19 protein-coding genes are annotated in these 15,685 nt (G+C 72.0%); 13 read left to right on the plus strand and 6 right to left on the minus strand.

The annotated features are described in order from the left end of the window. Nucleotides 1–149: 149 nt before the first annotated feature. Nucleotides 150–521, minus strand: a complete 372-nt coding sequence (locus GD748_RS05145; protein WP_226920779.1) for a hypothetical protein — start codon at nucleotides 519–521, stop codon at nucleotides 150–152. A gap of 63 nt (nucleotides 522–584) precedes the next feature. Between GD748_RS05145 and GD748_RS05150 the strand changes: the two genes are divergently transcribed. The 3 genes from GD748_RS05150 to GD748_RS05160 all read left to right on the plus strand — a co-directional run bounded on the left by GD748_RS05150 (nucleotide 585) and on the right by GD748_RS05160 (nucleotide 3,504). Continuing rightward, complete coding sequence (locus GD748_RS05150) at nucleotides 585–932, plus strand: PadR family transcriptional regulator (protein WP_152194056.1); 348 nt, start codon at nucleotides 585–587, stop codon at nucleotides 930–932. Beyond that, nucleotides 929–2,110, plus strand: coding sequence for an HAAS signaling domain-containing protein (locus tag GD748_RS05155; protein WP_152194057.1), 1,182 nt, complete (start codon nucleotides 929–931; stop codon nucleotides 2,108–2,110). The genes GD748_RS05150 and GD748_RS05155 overlap by 4 nt, the downstream gene beginning before the upstream one ends. A gap of 125 nt (nucleotides 2,111–2,235) precedes the next feature. After that, nucleotides 2,236–3,504: an MFS transporter gene (locus tag GD748_RS05160; RefSeq protein WP_193312818.1), complete on the plus strand. Its 1,269-nt coding sequence runs from the start codon at nucleotides 2,236–2,238 to the stop codon at nucleotides 3,502–3,504. Between the two features lie 32 nt (nucleotides 3,505–3,536). Here GD748_RS05160 and GD748_RS05165 read toward each other — a convergent pair whose 3' ends face one another. Beyond that, nucleotides 3,537–3,794 carry a type II toxin-antitoxin system RelE family toxin gene (locus tag GD748_RS05165; RefSeq protein WP_152194059.1) on the minus strand — a complete coding sequence of 86 codons (258 nt, stop codon included), beginning with the start codon at nucleotides 3,792–3,794 and terminating at the stop codon, nucleotides 3,537–3,539. Continuing rightward, nucleotides 3,791–4,039 (minus strand): type II toxin-antitoxin system Phd/YefM family antitoxin, encoded by a 249-nt coding sequence (locus tag GD748_RS05170; protein WP_152194060.1) that lies wholly within the window; start codon nucleotides 4,037–4,039, stop codon nucleotides 3,791–3,793. The genes GD748_RS05165 and GD748_RS05170 overlap by 4 nt, the downstream gene beginning before the upstream one ends. Nucleotides 4,040–4,263: 224 nt before the next feature. On the opposite strand from GD748_RS05170, the gene GD748_RS05175 reads away from it, so the two are divergent. Next, a complete protein-coding gene (locus GD748_RS05175; RefSeq protein ID WP_152194398.1) occupies nucleotides 4,264–4,839 on the plus strand; it encodes an RNA polymerase sigma factor in 576 nt (191 codons plus the stop codon). Next, nucleotides 4,836–5,663, plus strand: coding sequence for a hypothetical protein (locus GD748_RS05180; RefSeq protein ID WP_152194061.1), 828 nt, complete (start codon nucleotides 4,836–4,838; stop codon nucleotides 5,661–5,663). The genes GD748_RS05175 and GD748_RS05180 overlap by 4 nt, the downstream gene beginning before the upstream one ends. A 176-nt stretch (nucleotides 5,664–5,839) precedes the next feature. On the opposite strand, the gene GD748_RS05185 is transcribed toward GD748_RS05180, so the two are convergent. From GD748_RS05185 to GD748_RS05195, 3 genes are all read right to left on the minus strand, one after another. Beyond that, entirely contained in the window at nucleotides 5,840–8,575 is a 2,736-nt protein-coding gene (locus tag GD748_RS05185) for an ABC transporter permease (protein ID WP_152194062.1), read from the minus strand. Then, nucleotides 8,575–9,273, minus strand: a complete 699-nt coding sequence (locus GD748_RS05190) for an ABC transporter ATP-binding protein (protein WP_193312849.1) — start codon at nucleotides 9,271–9,273, stop codon at nucleotides 8,575–8,577. The genes GD748_RS05185 and GD748_RS05190 overlap by 1 nt, the downstream gene beginning before the upstream one ends. Before the next feature lie 113 nt (nucleotides 9,274–9,386). Further along, on the minus strand, nucleotides 9,387–9,992 hold the full coding sequence (locus tag GD748_RS05195; RefSeq protein WP_152194064.1) for a PadR family transcriptional regulator: 606 nt from the start codon (nucleotides 9,990–9,992) through the stop codon (nucleotides 9,387–9,389). 234 nt (nucleotides 9,993–10,226) lie between these two features. Between GD748_RS05195 and GD748_RS05200 the strand changes: the two genes are divergently transcribed. From GD748_RS05200 to GD748_RS05235, 8 genes are all read left to right on the plus strand, one after another. Further along, nucleotides 10,227–10,601 (plus strand): DUF1622 domain-containing protein, encoded by a 375-nt coding sequence (locus GD748_RS05200; RefSeq protein ID WP_226920782.1) that lies wholly within the window; start codon nucleotides 10,227–10,229, stop codon nucleotides 10,599–10,601. Further along, nucleotides 10,598–10,903, plus strand: coding sequence for a DUF1622 domain-containing protein (locus tag GD748_RS05205; protein WP_152194066.1), 306 nt, complete (start codon nucleotides 10,598–10,600; stop codon nucleotides 10,901–10,903). Before GD748_RS05200 ends, GD748_RS05205 begins: the two co-directional genes overlap by 4 nt. Nucleotides 10,904–10,960: 57 nt before the next feature. Further along, nucleotides 10,961–11,560, plus strand: coding sequence for a TetR/AcrR family transcriptional regulator (locus GD748_RS05210; protein ID WP_152194067.1), 600 nt, complete (start codon nucleotides 10,961–10,963; stop codon nucleotides 11,558–11,560). Further along, the gene (locus GD748_RS05215) at nucleotides 11,557–12,441 is read left to right on the plus strand and encodes an alpha/beta fold hydrolase (RefSeq protein ID WP_152194068.1); all 885 of its coding nucleotides are present in this window, start codon (nucleotides 11,557–11,559) and stop codon (nucleotides 12,439–12,441) included. Before GD748_RS05210 ends, GD748_RS05215 begins: the two co-directional genes overlap by 4 nt. 92 nt (nucleotides 12,442–12,533) lie before the next feature. Continuing rightward, entirely contained in the window at nucleotides 12,534–13,241 is a 708-nt protein-coding gene (locus GD748_RS05220; RefSeq protein ID WP_152194069.1) for an aspartate/glutamate racemase family protein, read from the plus strand. A gap of 34 nt (nucleotides 13,242–13,275) precedes the next feature. Next, nucleotides 13,276–13,674 (plus strand): VOC family protein, encoded by a 399-nt coding sequence (locus tag GD748_RS05225; protein ID WP_152194070.1) that lies wholly within the window; start codon nucleotides 13,276–13,278, stop codon nucleotides 13,672–13,674. Nucleotides 13,675–13,795: 121 nt separating this feature from the next. After that, on the plus strand, nucleotides 13,796–14,977 hold the full coding sequence (locus GD748_RS05230) for a S8 family peptidase (protein WP_152194071.1): 1,182 nt from the start codon (nucleotides 13,796–13,798) through the stop codon (nucleotides 14,975–14,977). Between the two features lie 178 nt (nucleotides 14,978–15,155). Beyond that, nucleotides 15,156–15,596 (plus strand): hypothetical protein, encoded by a 441-nt coding sequence (locus GD748_RS05235; protein ID WP_152194072.1) that lies wholly within the window; start codon nucleotides 15,156–15,158, stop codon nucleotides 15,594–15,596. Nucleotides 15,597–15,685: the final 89 nt, after the last annotated feature.

The following is a 15,685-nucleotide window of genomic DNA, read 5'->3' on the forward strand; positions in this document are numbered from 1 at the left end:
AGCGCGTCGGTCTCCCTGACTACCCGCGGCTCCCCACGCGCGCTGGTCGGAGCCGATCGCGGAGACTCCCGTTGACCGTCACCCAGCTCGTCAGCCTCGACGGCGTCTCACTGGGCCCGGGCTCTGCCGACGAGGACCCCAGGAGAGGGTCAGTGCTGGAACGGAGGCAGCACGCGCTGCTCGACCAGGGTGTCGAACAGCTCCAGCAGTCGCTTCGCGGTGTCCAGCGCGTCGGCGAAGCCGGCCTGACGGATCTTCACCGTGGACGTGATGTTGTCCGCCTCGTGGTGGAAGAGGAAGTCGCCCACCGGCCAGGCGACCAGCGTCTCGTACGGCGTGGGGGCCAGGCCGTGCCGCTCGACCAGCTGCCGCCACACGTCGGCCCGGGTGGGCATCGCCTCCGCGAGGGACATCTGCTGCGGCGGCGCGTACTCCATGCCGAAGTGCTCGGCGAACCGCGGCCACAGCTGCGACCAGCGGCACTGGTCCCCACGCTGAGCGGCCGGGTGCCCCGACGGCACGAGCTCCGCTCCATGGTGGTGAAACGGTGTGCAGAATCCTCAAGGTCGGGTACCTTGTGACGCATGGTAGCCGGTGAGGACACCATCCTCTCGAACTTGCGACGCGGCGCCCTTGAGTACTGCGTCCTCGCTCTGCTGCGCTCGGGGACGAGCTACGGGCTGGACATCGCCCGGGTTCTCAATCGCGACGGTGTCCTGATGCGCGGGGAGGGCACCTTGTATCCGCTGCTCGCCCGCCTGCGCCGGTCCGGCCTCGTCGAGACGACCTGGCAGGAGTCGGCGGCCGGGCCGCCCCGGCGCTATTACGCCCTGACCCCCGAGGGGGAGCGTGCCCTGGACGCCTTCGCCCGTACGTGGCGTCCGTTCCGTGACGCGGTCGACGCCGCCCTTCTCACCGAGGAGCCTTCATGAACTCGCATCCGTCCAGCACGACGGCGGCCGACCGGGTCGATCGCTACCTCGACGACGTCGGGCGCATGCTGGCCGGCATCGGACCGGCCGACCGTGCGGACGTGTTGGCCGGCGTCCGGGAGCACGTTGACACCGCCCTAGGGCCGGGTCCGTGGACGGACCGCGCGGTCGACCAGGTGCTGCTCGAGCTCGGACCGCCCGAGGAGATCGCGGCCGCGGCCCTGGAGGACCTCGGCCGCGTCGTGACCGGTCCCGGTGAGATGCCGCCCGTCGCCGCGCCGGCGCTCGCGCGGCCCTGGGTGCGCCCGGTCGTCGCTGTCGCGCTCGCCCTCGGGCTCGCCCCGACGCTCCTCGTCGTGCCCGGCTTCCTGTGGTTCGTGCCCTCGGGCAGCTATCCCCTCGACGTGGCTACCTACGACGTCCTCTGGAGCACAGCCGCCCTCGTCCTGACACCCCCGGGGTGGCTCCTGCTGGCCGGCGTCATTCTCGTCACCGCCTCGCCGGTGTTCGGTCGGGTCGACAAGGTCGCCGCCTGGTCGCTCCTGCCTTGGTGCACGGTCGTCCCGGCGCTCGCCGCGCTCATCGCACGCACGGCGGACGACTGTGCGACCGGCGGGCCGTGCACTGGTACGGACCGGTTCACTGCGCAGGCGCTCATGGTGGGAGCCGGGCTGGTCACCGCTGTCGGTGTCGTGGTGGTGCTCGTACGGCTCGGACGGGCCCCGCGGCCCGGGGACCGCGACCGGTGGCTGGCAGCGGCAGTCGCCGTCGGGCTCCTCGTATCCGCTCTTCCGGTCGCCACGCTGCCGTTGACCTTCCGGGCGGGGACCTACGTCTCCCGCAGCGCCGGCGGCCTCGTCGCCCACGCCGACACGCTGGTTCGCGTCCTCGGTCCGGTCCTCATTGCCACGCCGGTGTGGGTCTGCGTCGTCGTCCTGCTCGTCCGCTCCCGCCTGTGGACGCGGACGGCGAAGCTGGCGGGTGTCGTCGTCGTGCCGGCGCTGCTCGTCGTTGCGGTGCTTGCCACCGCTGCCCCGGCAGCCCTGACGCCGGCAGTGCTCACGGCCGGCAGCTGGGTCTCCGCGGTGGGCGCCCTCGCGGTCGTGGCGGTCGCCGCCTGGCTCTGGGGCACGTCTCTGTGGCGGGTCGACCACGGCTCGGCCGATCGACCTCGATGACCTGAGGCTGGTCTACCCGGTCCTGGGCATGTCACAGCTCAGTTTCCCGCGGGCTCGGGTAGAACTCTCTGGTGACCGCGCGCCGTGAAGCCGACGCCGACCATCGAGGAGGGCGCGAGGGCAGCGTGCTCGGCCATCGGGATTTCCGGCGGCTGTGGCTGTCGAACCTCTCGAACGAGGCCGGCGCCCGGTTCTCCCTGCTGGCGGTCAGCGTCACGGCGGTGTCGGTGCTGGGAGCGTCGCCGTTCGAGGTCGCCGTCCTCACCGCTCTGGCCGATGGCGCCTACCTGCTCCTGGGCATCCCGGTCGGGGTGTGGGTCGACCGATGGCGCAAGAAGCCGGTCCTCGTCACGGCTGACGTCGTGCGGGCGGCGGCGGTGCTCAGTGTGCCCTTGGCCCACCTCGCCGGCGCCCTGACGATCTATCAGCTCATGGCGGTCGTGGCTATCGTCAGCGCGGCCGGGGTCTTCTTCGACACCGCGCACACGGCCGTGCTGCCTGCCCTGGTGGGGCGGAGCCGTGTCTCGGAGGCCAACGCCCGGCTGCAGACCACCGACTCGATGATGCGTGCCGTCGCGCCGGGAGCCGCGGGGCTGCTGCTGACCAGGGTCGCGGCACCGGTGCTGTTCCTGTTCACCGCGGCGGTCAGCGCGGCCTCGGCAGCGTTGGTGGCGTCGATGAAGGTCGACGAGCCCCGGCGCGGGCGCGAGGAGCGGGATCCCTTCTGGCCCGCCGTCACGACGGGGCTGCGGTTCGTCGTCGGGCACCCGGCCCTCCGCACCTTGATGGTCTCCAACGCGGCCAACAACCTCGGCGCGGGCATGCTCATCGCAATCTTCCCGGTCTTCGTGCTCCGTGATCTTGGCGTCAGTCCGGCGGAGCTGGGTGTCGCCAACGCGATCGGCGCCGGCGGAGCGATCGTCGGATCCCTCGTCGGCCTGCCGATCAAGAGCAGGCTCGGGGAGGTTCGGACCCTGCTGGTGACCCAGCATGTCCGGCCGCTCGCCTTTCTGGTGTTGCCGCTGGCCACCGTCACCCCGATCGCCCCGGTGGTGATGGTGGCCCTGAACAGCTTCGCCGTGGCGTTCGTCCTCGTCGTCGGCTCCATCAGCTCGACCGGCATGCGCGCACGCGTCACCCCGCACCACCTGATGGGCCGGGTCTCCGCGGCCAGCAGATTCGTCACTCTCGGGACCGTGCCGATCGGTGCCCTTGCCGCCGGGGCGCTCGGCACGTGGATCCCGCACACCACCGTCCTCGTCGTCGCCGCGGCCACCGCCTCGCTCGCCGCCGTCGCCATGCTCCTCTCCCCTCTGCGCGCGCTCCGGAACCTGCCGCAACGGTGGGAAGACGAGGCCGAGCGAGCGGAGCTGAACGAGACGGTCAATCGCTGAAGCGCATCAGGTTGCCCTCAAGTGGCCAGCCTTCAGCGGTCATACACGTCGCGCCTGTGCCCGAGGGTGATGACAACGACCAGGAGCACATCGTCTTCGACCGTGTAGATGATGCGATAGCTCCCGACTCGCACCCGCAGCCCTGGTCGACCCTGCAACGCCTTGGCGCCGGGCGGGCGTGGGTCCCGTGCGAGCAGGGCGATTGCGCCACGGATGCGATCACGGTCGCGATGATCGACGCGTCGGAGTGCGCGGACCGCTGCAGGACGCAGCTCGATCCGGTAGATCATGCCCAGCCGAGGTCTTCCTTCACCTGAGCCCAGGGGATGTTCGGCCCTTCCTCCGCGAGGGCCTCATCGAAAGCAGCCATATCTTCGGCGTCCTCGACCGCTTCGAGCATGCGCTCATACTGCTCGGGGCTCACGACAACGGCGGCGCGCCTCCCGCGCCGCTCGATGAAGACAGCTTCTTCTTGGGAGCGGTCGATCAGCTCGGAGAAGTGCTTGCGCGCCTCTGCGACATTCATCGCCACCATGGCCACGAGTGTACATCTCGCACTCACAGATGTACATGATTGGCGCTTGGGCTGGTCGTGTCGCGATACGGCGCCGCAAGTGACCATGCTTCCCGCACTGGGAAGTCGTAGGTCTGGCCGTTCACCGGTGTTCTCGTCCTGCGTTCACCTGATCAAGGACGCCGCGGCCCTTGCGGAGTGCCGCGGTGCGACACACTTGTTGCGGTGGTGGACAGGTACTGGGTATGAGGCATGCTCCACGAACCCCTGACCGGGAACGCGCCTTCAGGTCGTTGTACGAGTCCGTCTACCCGGACCTCTTGAGATTCGTCCAGCGTCGCGCCCGCCCGGACCACGCAGAGGACGTGGTCGCCGACGCCTTCCTGGTCGTGTGGCGTCGCCTCGATGAGGTGCCGGGTCCCCACGCCGATGCCCGAGCCTGGATATTCGGCATCACCCGCAACATCTTGTTGAACACCCGGCGGGGTGAGGAGCGTCGACGCGCGCTGGGAGTGCGCCTCGCGGACGCCGCGGAGCTCGCGTCCGCGAGCTCCGGCACAGCGGACGCCGAGGACGTCGTGAGCCGGGTCGACCTGAGCAGAGCCTGGCGTCGTCTCTCCGAGGTTCATCAAGAGGCGCTGGCCCTCGCGGCCTTCGAGGAGCTCAGCGCACCTCAGGCGGCCACCGTGCTCGGTATCTCTCCCGTCGCGTTCCGGCTACGGCTCAGTCGTGCCCGTCGAGCGCTCCGGCTTCACCTCGACCACCTCCCGCGTCAGGCCGCTGTGCCGGCCGATACCTCTGAAAGGACCGCCACGCCATGAACCGCATCGACGACATCACTGTCGCCCTGAGATCGCTGGACCCGGCGGACCGCCACGTCGATTCCGCGAACGCTCGCGCCCGTGCCGATCTCCAGGCCATCTTGGCCACCGACCCCGCCCCCGCGCGCCAGCACCCGTCGTCGCCATCCCGACCGGTGGCCGGACGGCCGCGTTCCGCCCGAGCCACTCGCCGGGTGGCGCTCGTCGGGGGCGTGGCGGCTGCGGTCACCACGGCCGTGGTACTGCTGCCGGCGTTGACAGGTGGCGACCAGGCATTCGCCACCTGGACACCCACTCCTGCCGGCATGACGGTGCAGGAGAGCGCCGATGCGGCCGCCGAGTGCCGTCAGACGCAGGAGGAAGGACCCGGCACGTCGTACGCTGACGAGCTCGGCAGTGCTGCACCGGTCATCGCCGAGCGGCGCGGTGTCTGGACCACCGTGGTCCTTGCGGGCACGGACGGGTTCTCGGCCCTGTGCATCACCGACGACTCCGCCCATCTCTTCGCCAGGGGCATGATCGGCTCGATCGGTACACCCGCCGACTACGCCGCGCCTGGCCCGCGTGACCTGGTTGCCTCAGACCTCGGCATGGGCACCATGGGCGCCGGCGACATCTCGCTGGCGGCCGGCACCGCGGGGTCCGACGTCGTCGGCGTCGTCTTCCACAGCCCCGACCACGGCGAGGTGGCCGCGACCGTGTCGCAGGGACACTTCGCCCTGTGGCTACCCGGCGACGCCCTCGACGGTGCGGCACGCAACGGGGTAGAGGTGGAAGTGACCTACCGCGACGGCAGCACGGGCACGAGCCGGCTGCACCTCTGACCCACGTCACAACCGGCGTTCTGCCCGCCGTGGCTGCTGCCCCGTGCAGCAGCCTGCGGGTGGTGTGCCGGAGGTCCGCACGGTGGATGAATCTCCCGTTGACGTGGGATGGGCATGCTGTTTCGCTGGGCGACGCCTTGGCGGGGCCCTCCACCCCTGGCGCCGCCCAGCGAGCTCTAGAGACCCGTCTGGCGGGTCAGGGGCAACGTGGACCGGGTGGCGGCCATCGATCCGAGCACTGCGAGCAGGGGGATGGTCACGAGCGTCGCGGCGATCATGGGCCAGGGGATGAGGACCTGCCAGGTGGGGTCGTGGCCGTTGACGTTGGCCTGCCAGGTCACGAACACGGCTCCGAGGGCGATGCCGGTCAGGACGCCGAGCGGGACCCCGATGAGCGAGATGACCGCTGCCTGGGCACCGACGATCCGCTTGCGGGTACGGGGAGCGGCTCCGACGGCGGCGAGCGTGGCGAGGTCGGGACGTGAGTCGGCTGCCGCGAGGCCGACGCTGACCCACGTGGCAGCGAGGCCGACCAGGGCGGCGGCACCGACGAGGGCGAGGAGTACCACTGCGGTACCCCGTTCCTGAGGCAGCTCCGCGCGGACGGTGATGTCATCGACCGCCGCGGCCACGGCCGCGTTGGCGGCGGCCACATCGCCGGCGTCTGCGGGTCGCTCGGGCGCGGCGATCATGCCGACGACGACCGGGACCAGGCCGAGCTCCTGAGCTGCCTGGGGCGTCAGGATCACCTGGTAGGTGTGGTTGGTCCAGGGCACGTGCTCGGCGGGGAACTCGGTCAGGACCGGTTCGCTGTTCTGGCCGGTCGACGGGTCGTAGGAGGAGAACCTCACCAGGACGGTTCCGTCGTCGTCGAGGTAGTCGGGGTCGGTGACGAGGATCTTGCCGTCGGTCAGGGCGTCGGCTGCTTCCTCCGCACCGGGTAGGCCGAAGAGCCGCACGGAGGAGCCGTCATCGATGTAGATGTCTTGGGGGCCCTCACCGGTCCACGCCCGGGCGCGGGAGGCGTAGGAGATGAACGCGGGCTCACCGATGTCGCACCGTGGGTCGTCGGCGTAGGCGGCCTCCTCCTCGGCTGTCGGTGCCCGGCCGAGCTCCCAGATCGGGCACAACTTCTCCGGCGGCATCTCGGGATAGATCGAGAGGAACTCCGCCTCCCTGTCAGGCAGTGCGGCGACATAGACCGGGGCGCTGTGCTCGATGGACAGCTCCTGGTCGAGGACGGCCACCGCGTCGTCGAGGCGGCCCGTGCGTTCCTCGGCACTGCCGGTGGCGGTGTCCAGCCCGATCTCGAGGTGGCCCTCGGCGAGGAAGGGTTGGAACATCTGCTGATGGTGGCGGGCGTCGGAGACGACGTAGACGCCGGCGGCGGTCATGCCCGCGACGGCTGCAAGGACAGCTGCGACGGCCGGAGCGGTGCGCCCGCGCTGGCGGGCGGCGTCGCGCAGGGCGATTCGCCCGGCCGGGCCGAGCCGCGGGGCGAGGCGCCCGACCAGAGTGATGATCCCGCCGGCCGCCAGGATCAGCCCGATCTCCAGCACCAGGGCACCGCCGAGCAGGAGGGTCACCTGGCTCGTCAGGGCACCGGCGGTCGCGCCTGCGAGCCCTAGGCCGGTGAGCACGAGACCGACCCAGGGCACCGCGCGCCGTGGGGTGGCCTCCCGGCGGTGCCCGGCGAGGGCGGCGACGACGTCCTGACCGGCTGCGCGGCGGGCGGGGAGCCAGGCCGCGGCTGCCCCGAGGAGGACGGCGACGAGGACCAGTCCGGCGGCCTCGGCCCAGGGCACGATGAAGTTGGGTATCGCGACGTCGCGTGCCCGGAGGACGACCGTGAGCGCACCAGCGGCTCCGACGCCCAGCACGGCGCCCGCGACGCCGGCCGTGAGACCGAGGACCAGGCCCGAGGCGAGGACGATCCGGCGCAGGTCCCGCGGGGCTCCGCCGTTCGCGGCGACCAGGCCCAGCTGGCGGGTGCTGCGCCGGGCACCGACGGCGAAGGCGGGGCCGATGAGCAGGACGACCTCGAGCAGACCGACGCCCACCACGGCGGCGACGATGCCGATGGTCTGGTAGCTCGTGCTGCCGAAGTCGAGGTCGGAGATCGGCATCGCCGCCGGGTCCGGTGGGTCCGCGATCACCGCGCGGCTGACGGCGGTGACTCCGATGTCGTTGAGGTGCAGGACGTTGTCCCAAGTCACCGGGGCATCTCCGACGACGTACCAGGCCTTGCCCAGCCGGTTCGCCGCATCGGCGAGGCCGGGCACGGTACCGGGCAGGGCGACGGCGGCGTCCTGCCTCTGGCCGACGAAGACGCCGGTGATCCGCACCTCGACGCTCGCCTCCTCCCGGGACTGCACGGTGAGGTGCTCGCCCGAGGTGACGTCGAGCGTCTCCGCCATGGGACGGCTGAGGGCGATCTCCCCCTGACGTGTGGGGAGCTCGCCGTCCACGGTGACGTACAACCCGGGCAGCTCGGTCACGTCGACCTCGGTCACCCAGAGGCTGTCCACCGCCCGGTCGGGGCTGCTGGCCGCGACGTCGGACGTCACGGCGGCGAGCAGGACGTCACCGTCCGGCAGCAGCCCGGCGATCTGGTCCTCTGTCGCCAGCTCGCCCTCCTCGGTGCCGGCGCAGGAGCCCATCCCGCCGCGCACGTCCTGCATCGTCGTGCCGATGCAGTCGGCGGTCAGCCGCGCCTGGGCCGTGTCGCCGAGTGTCATCTGGCTGAACGTCGCGTCGGTGGGCGTAACCGATCGGATCATCGTGACGATGACGGTGGCCGCCAGGATCGGTAGCGCGATCATCACCAGGATCAGGGCGGTGCGGCCCTTGTGGCGGCGCGCGTCGCGGCAGGCGATCCGCAGCGGCGGCCCCCAGCGCGTGAGGGCGCGCATCACCGGCTCCGGGAGAGCAGGTGCTCGGGGGCGTCGTCGCCAGTCGCGTCGACCACGCGGCCGTCGCGCAGGAAGATCGTGCGATCCGCCCACGCGGCGAACCGTGGCTCGTGGGTGACCAGCAGCCCGGCGGCGCCGGCGTCGACGCGGGCGCGCAGGACCCGCATCACGGCCTCGCCGGTCACCGAGTCCAGTGCACCGGTGGGCTCGTCGGCGAGCACGAGGCGCCGCGGCCCGGCCAGGGCACGGGCGATCGCGACCCGTTGCTGCTGCCCGCCCGACATCTCTTCGGGGAAGCGGTCGGCCAGGTCGTCCACGCCGACCTCGAACAGGGCCGCGATGGCCTCCGAACGGGCGGTGCGCAGCGGGACGCCGTCGAGCTCGCGCGGCAGGGCGACGTTCTCGGCAGCGGTGAGCGCTGGGATGAGGTTGAAGTCCTGGAAGACGTAGCCCACCTTGCGGCGGCGCAGCGCCGCACGCTTCCTGGCGTCCAGGTCGGAGATCACCTCCCCGGCCAGGGCCACCGCACCGGATGTCGGGGTGTCCAGGCCGCCGGCCAGGTTGAGCAGGGTCGACTTCCCCGACCCGGACGGTCCCATGACGGCGACCAGCTCGCCGAGCCGGACCTGCAGGTCCACCTCGTCCAGGGCGCGCACCTGCGCCGCCCCCTCGCCGTGCACCCGGGTCAGCCCGGACATCGCCAGCAGCACCGGGCCCGACTCGCCCGCGACCGGTCCGGCGGCCCGCCGCCCGCGCGCCGGCGGCGCGCCCGGGTCGTCCTCGCTCGAGACTCTCGCGTCTTGGTGACGGCTCATCGCCGGCTCCTCTCGCCGCCGGTGTGCGGCTGGTCGGCAGCGCTCTCGACGACGTGATGTTCTGCTGGGGCAGTCGTTCGTTGACGGGCGGCCCGCACGACCGCGGCCTCGATGTGGTCCAGCCACCGGACCTCCGCCTCCGTGGCGAAGATGAGGTTGTCGAGCACGAGCGACCACGCGAGCTCGTCGCGGTCCGCTGTCCCGGCGCGCGCCTTGAGCCTGGTGTAGTCGCGCAGAGCGCGCATCGACTCGGTGCGCTGGGTCTGGACGACCGCCGCCACATCGACGCCCGGTGCGCTGACCGCCAGGGCGATCTTGATCGCGAGCTCGTCCCGTCCGGGGTGCCCCCGCTCGACCGGACCGGCCCACCACCCGGCCAGCTCAGTCGTTCCGGCCTCGGTGAGCCGGTACAGCTCCACCCCGTCCAGCTCACCCGCCATCTCGACGAGGCCGTCGCGGTCCAGGCGCTGGATCGTCGCGTAGACCTGCCCGATGTTCAGCGGCCATGTCCCACCGGTCCGCACCTCGAAGTCCTTGCGCAGCTGGTACACCCCGGTGGGGTGCTCGCCGAGAAGGGCCAGCAGCCCCAGCCGGACCGACATGACAACCTCCATGGTTACCGAGAAACCTACGGTGGAGGTTACTGCGTAACCACTCCCTGTCAAGAGCGTCTGCGGCGCGCTCGGCCGTCATGGCGTCGCCCGACGTCCGAACGTGCTGCTGAGGGTGGGTCCCTTCCGTCATCAAGCAAGATCCCGCTGCGGGGTTACCGGTTGCGGGCCGCACCGACGAGGACGACCGTGGGCGCTCGGGTGAATGGCGTCCGGGGAGGCACGGTGTCCGAGGAGCTGCTGCGAGAAGGCGTCGCCTGGCTGGTGCGCATCATCGAGGCGGCTGGCGCCGTCGTCATCGGCGCCGGTGCCCTCACGGCGTTCGGGCTGTTCCTCGTCGCCGTCGTCCGCCGGGACACGACCGGCTTCGTGCGCGTGCGGCTGCTCCTGGGCCGTTTCCTCGCCCTCGGACTGGAGTTCCAGCTCGCCAGCGACGTCCTCACCACGGCCGTGGCCCCCACCTTCGAGGAGATCGGCAAGCTGGCTGCCATCGCGGCCATCCGTACGGGTCTGAACTACTTCCTGGCGCGTGAGATCAAGGCCGAGCGCCTGGAGCTCGAGCAGGGCGGCACAGCATCTGGCTCGGCGCCGCCGCCATGACCGGCGTCGTGGCGAGCGCGGCCGTCGCGATCACGGCCGCCGGCGTGGTCGTCGCACTTGCCGTGGCGGTGCGTGCCGGGCTGCGCACGGCGATACCCGTGCTGCTGGACTTCCTGCTCGCCGCGGGACTGCTCCGCCTGACCGTCGACCTCGAGTGGGATGCCATCGCCGGCACCGCGCTGATCGTCGCGATCCGGCACCTCATCACCGCGGGCCTCGCCTTCGGCGCGCCACCCGGTTGTGCGGGCAAGGACGCCGACGCCGGTCACGACCGTGACGTCGCGGGGTCCCGCGACGCTTGACGGCTACCTGCTGCCCGCACACTCGAAAAACACGAACGATCGTACTATTCTGGTCTGGTGTCCAAGGGCGTGAGCACCAAGCAGGCCATCCTCCACCAGGGTGTGGTGGCCGCCTACCGCGTCGGGGTGGGCGGACTGACGATCGGCATGCTCGCGACCGCGACCGGCATGAGCAAGAGCGGGCTCTACGCCCACTTCAGCTCCAAGGAGGCCCTCCAGCACGAGGTGCTTGCCCAGGCGCGCACCGAGTTCGTCGAGATGGTCGTCCGCCCCGCGCTCGCCGCACCGCGTGGCGAGCCGCGGATGCGGGCCCTGTTCGAGCACTGGCTCCACAGCGGCATGGTGCGCGCCCCGGGCGGCTGCCTGTTCGTCAAGGCCAGCGCCGAGCTCGACGAGCAGACCGGCCCCGTCCGCGACCAGCTCGCGCAGGACCACCGCGACCTCTACGACTCGATCGCGCGGATCTTCCGCACCGGCGTCACCGAGGGGCACTTCCGGCCCGACGCCGACCCGGACCAGTTCGCCGTCGACCTCGACGGCATCATGCTCGCCTTCTACCACTGGCACCGCCTGCTGCAGGACCCGCTCGCCGAGGAACGGGCCCGCCGGTCCTTCGAGAACCTGCTTGCCGCTGCACGAACCCAGGAGTCGCCATGACCACCACCACCTCGCCGACCGCGAGCAGCCCGCGCACCCGGCCGGTCGACACTGCGCGCCTCGTCGCCGTGCGCACCGCCTTCGCCACGCTCGACCGGGTCGCCCCGGGCCTCGCCGCCCGCTGGGCCCTGCGCCTGTGGTGCACCCTGCCCTCGAACGGCGGCCGGCGTCGCGACGAGCGCCCGTGGGCGGGGGAGCGGTCGACGGTCACGATCCCCGGCGGCCGCACGGTCGTCGTGGAGTCCTGGGGCTCCGGCGAGCCCGTCTACCTCGTGCACGGCTGGGGCGGGTGGCGCGGTCAGCTCGGTGCCTTCGTCGCCCCGATCGTCGACGCCGGACGCCGGGTCGTCGCCTTCGACGCGCCCAGCCACGGCGAGTCCGCCGCCGGCGGCCTCGGACCGCGCCGCAGCACCGCCGTCGAGATCGTCGAGGCCTTCACGGCGGTGGCCGCCGAGCACGGCGCCCCGCACGCCGTCGTCGGGCACTCCCTCGGGTGCACGGCAGCGGCGTTGGCGGTCGCCGACGGGCTGCCCGCCGGCCGGCTCGCCCTGATCGCGCCGAGCGCCGACGTCCTCGCCATGACCGGCCTCATGGCCCGCCGGCTCGGCTACACCGAGCGCACCCAGACCCGCTTCGACCGTCGGCTCGAGGCGCTCGCCGGGCGTCCGCTGGCCGACTTCGACCTCACCACCATGAGCGGCGCGGTGCCGGCCCTGATCGTCCACGACCGCCGCGACAAGGAGGTCCCCTACCGCGAGGGCGTCAAGGTGGCGGCGTCGTGGGACGCGGCAGAGCTGGTCACCACCGACGGGCTCGGGCACCAGCGCATCCTGCGCGACCCGGGCGTCGTCGAGCAGGTCACGCGCTTCGCGACCGCGTAGCTCCCGACGAGCACCGAAATGGTGTTTCCCCCAGCCCGGGTCGTACCGCAGCATGGGGACGCAACCACCAGCTCGACGACGGAAGGCCAGGCATGCGCACCATCGGACTCATCGGCGGGATGAGCTGGTACTCGTCGGCGGAGTACTACAAGGCGATCAACGCCGAGGTGCAGCGCCGGCTCGGTGGCCACCACTCGGCGAAGCTGATCCTCTACTCGGTCGACTTCGACGAGATCCGTGCGTGCCAGCTCGCGGAGGACTGGGCGGGCGCGGGCCGCCTGCTGGCAGACGCGGGACGTCGGCTCGAGCGTGCCGGCGCCGACGTCGTCCTCATCGGCACCAACCTCATGCACAAGGTGGCCGACGACGTCGAGGCCGCCGTCGACGTCCCGCTGCTGCACATCGCCGACGCCGTCGGGGAGGCAGCCGCCACGGCCGGGCACCGCACCCTCGGCGTCATCGGGTCGAGATGGGTGATGGCCGAGCCGTTCTACGCCGACCGGCTCGCCCGGCACGGCATCGGCACGGTCGTCCCGAGCGAGGCGGACCAGGAGATGGTCGACCGCGTCGTCTTCGACGAGCTCACCCGGGGGATCGTCTCGGACGGCTCCCGCACGGAGTACGTGCGCGTCCTGGAGGAGCTGCGTGCGAAGGGAGCCGACGCCGTCGTCCTCGCCTGCACCGAGATCGAGCTGCTGGTCAAGCCGTCGGACAGCCCGCTGCCGCTGATCGACTCCATGCGCACCCATGCGCTCCGGGCGGCCGACCTCGCCCTGGCCGGTGTGGGTGGCCAGGCATAGCCTCGGCCACCTCCGAGAGGATGGGGTGAACGTGATGGCACTGCGTTGGTACTCCACGGTCATCGAGGCCCGGGACCACCGGGCGCTGGCCGCCTGGTGGGCCGAGGCGATCGGCTGGGAGACAGCGTTCGAGACCGACGACGAGGTCGTGCTCTGGCCGCCGTGGGCCGCCGAGCTCGGCTCTCGGTTCAGCTTCGAGCAGGTGCCGCCCGGCCTGGTGTTCGTCCCGGTCGAGCACGACAAGCAGGGCAAGAACCGACTGCACCTCGACTTCGCCCCGCACGTCAGCGAGGACCGGGACGCGGTGATCGAGCGCCTGCTCGCGCTCGGAGCCACCCGTGCCGACGTCGGCCAGGGTGACGACGTCACCTGGGAGGTCCTCGCCGACCCGGACGGCAACGAGTTCTGCGTCCTCTCCTCCCGCGAGAGCTGACGCGCGGATCGCCGAGCTCAGAGGCGTTCTGGGTCTGGCCAACCGTCGACGGTGAGGAGGACCATGGACCCCGCCGGCAGGGTCACGGGCGGCGGCCGCCCAGGACAGGGAGGCGGACACCATGAACGACACCTACAGCATCCTGCGGAGGCCGGAGCCGGCGCTCAGCCCGTCGCCCTTCGACTCCTCGACCGGCCGGGCCGGGCTGGAGAGCGCCGGCCCGCCCCAGCTCGAGGTGGCCCAGCTCTCCAAGGGGGATCTGCTCGACGTCGCGCGCGACCCCGGTGTCCGCGCGGTCGCGCCGATCATGCCGACCCGGCTCATCGCGCCCGTGGCCGAGCAGTCCGACGTGACCGCCGCGTCCGGACCTACCTGGGGGGTTCAGGCGGTGGGGGCGGACACCTCGGCGCGCACCGGCGCAGGGGTGAGCGTCTCGATCCTCGACACGGGGATCGACTCCGATCATCCGGCGTTCGCCGGCGTCACGATCGTCCAGGAGGACTTCACCGGATCCGGCAACGGTGACAACCAGGGCCACGGCACCCACTGCGCGGGCACGGTGTTCGGCCGCGACGTCGACGGCACCCGCATCGGCGTCGCCCCAGGTGTCGAGCACGCCCTGATCGGCAAGGTGCTCGGCGACGACGGCAGCGGCGACTCGGCCATGCTCTTCAACGGGATGCAGTGGGCCGTCCGCGAGGGCGCGCACGTGCTCTCGATGTCCCTGGGTTTCGACTTCCCCGGCCTCGTCGCCCGGCTCGTCGAGGACGGCTGGCCGGCCGACCTCGCCACCTCCGCCGCCCTGGAGGGCTACCGCGCCAACCTCCGGATGTTTGACGCCATCATGGAGGTCGTCGCCAGCCAGGCGGCGTTCGGCCACGGCACGATCGTCACCGCGGCGGCCGGGAACGAGAGCCGGCGCAACGTCAATCCCGACCACGAGATCGCCGTCTCGCTCCCCGCAGCCGCCGACGGCGTCGTCTCCGTCGGGGCGCTCGCGCAGGACGCCGCCGGTCTGGTCGTCGCGCCGTTCTCGAACACGTTCCCCCACGTCGCGGCACCCGGCGTGGACGTCATCTCCGCCCGCGCCGGCGGCGGGCTCCGGAGTCTCAGCGGCACGTCGATGGCCACGCCGCACGTAGCCGGAGTCACCGCGCTGTGGTGGGAGGAGGTGCTCGCCTCCGCCCTGCCGGGGACGGCAGGCACCGTGACCTCGCGCATCCTCGCGCACAGCGATCTCGGGGCCCTGGCTCCGGGGGTCGACGTCGCCGACCGAGGCGTCGGGCTGGTCCGCGCCCCCTAGACCCGGCCAGCCCTGCGCGCCCGGACCGTCCGGGCCTCCGAGCTGCCCGGCCGGCGTCGCCCGCGGAACGCCGGCCGTTGCGCCGAGCGCGGACACGGGCGGGTCGGCCGGTCACGTCGTCGCACACTGGATGCGCCACCGACCGATCCGGATGTGTCACCGACCGAGAGGACCCACCGTGCGCAGACTCCCTGCCGCAGCCGCCCTGACCGGAATCGCGCTCGCCCTCGCCGGGTGCTCCGACGCCGAGATCCCCGATGTCGGCGAGATCAGCGAGTCCATCTCCGACGCGGCGGACAGTCTGGGCGGTGCGGTCGACGAGGCGCGGTCCGCGATCGACGACGCTCGCGCGGAGCTCGAGAACCTCGAGCCAGGGGCACGGTCCGCCGTCGAGGACGCCGTGGGTTCCGCGACGACGTCGATCGAGCAGGCGGAGGAGGCGCTCGGCGCCGGCGGCGACGACGCCCGTGCGGCCGTCGACGAGGCGGAGACGGCGCTGGCGGACGCCAGGACCGAGCTGGAGGAGGCGTCCGAGTCGGTCGACGGCACCGCCAAGGAGGCGCTCGACGCGCTCTCGGCGAAGGTCGACGAGCTCACACAGGAACTCGCCTCGCGCTGACCGCCGGGGCGTAGTCTCGACGCACGTCAGCACCAACCGGCCCGCGTCCCACGACCGTGGTGACGGAGCGGACGGGGGAGGCGATGCCG

It is taken from the genome of Georgenia subflava, from assembly GCF_009193155.1.
GTDB classification, from domain to species: domain Bacteria; phylum Actinomycetota; class Actinomycetes; order Actinomycetales; family Actinomycetaceae; genus Georgenia; species Georgenia subflava.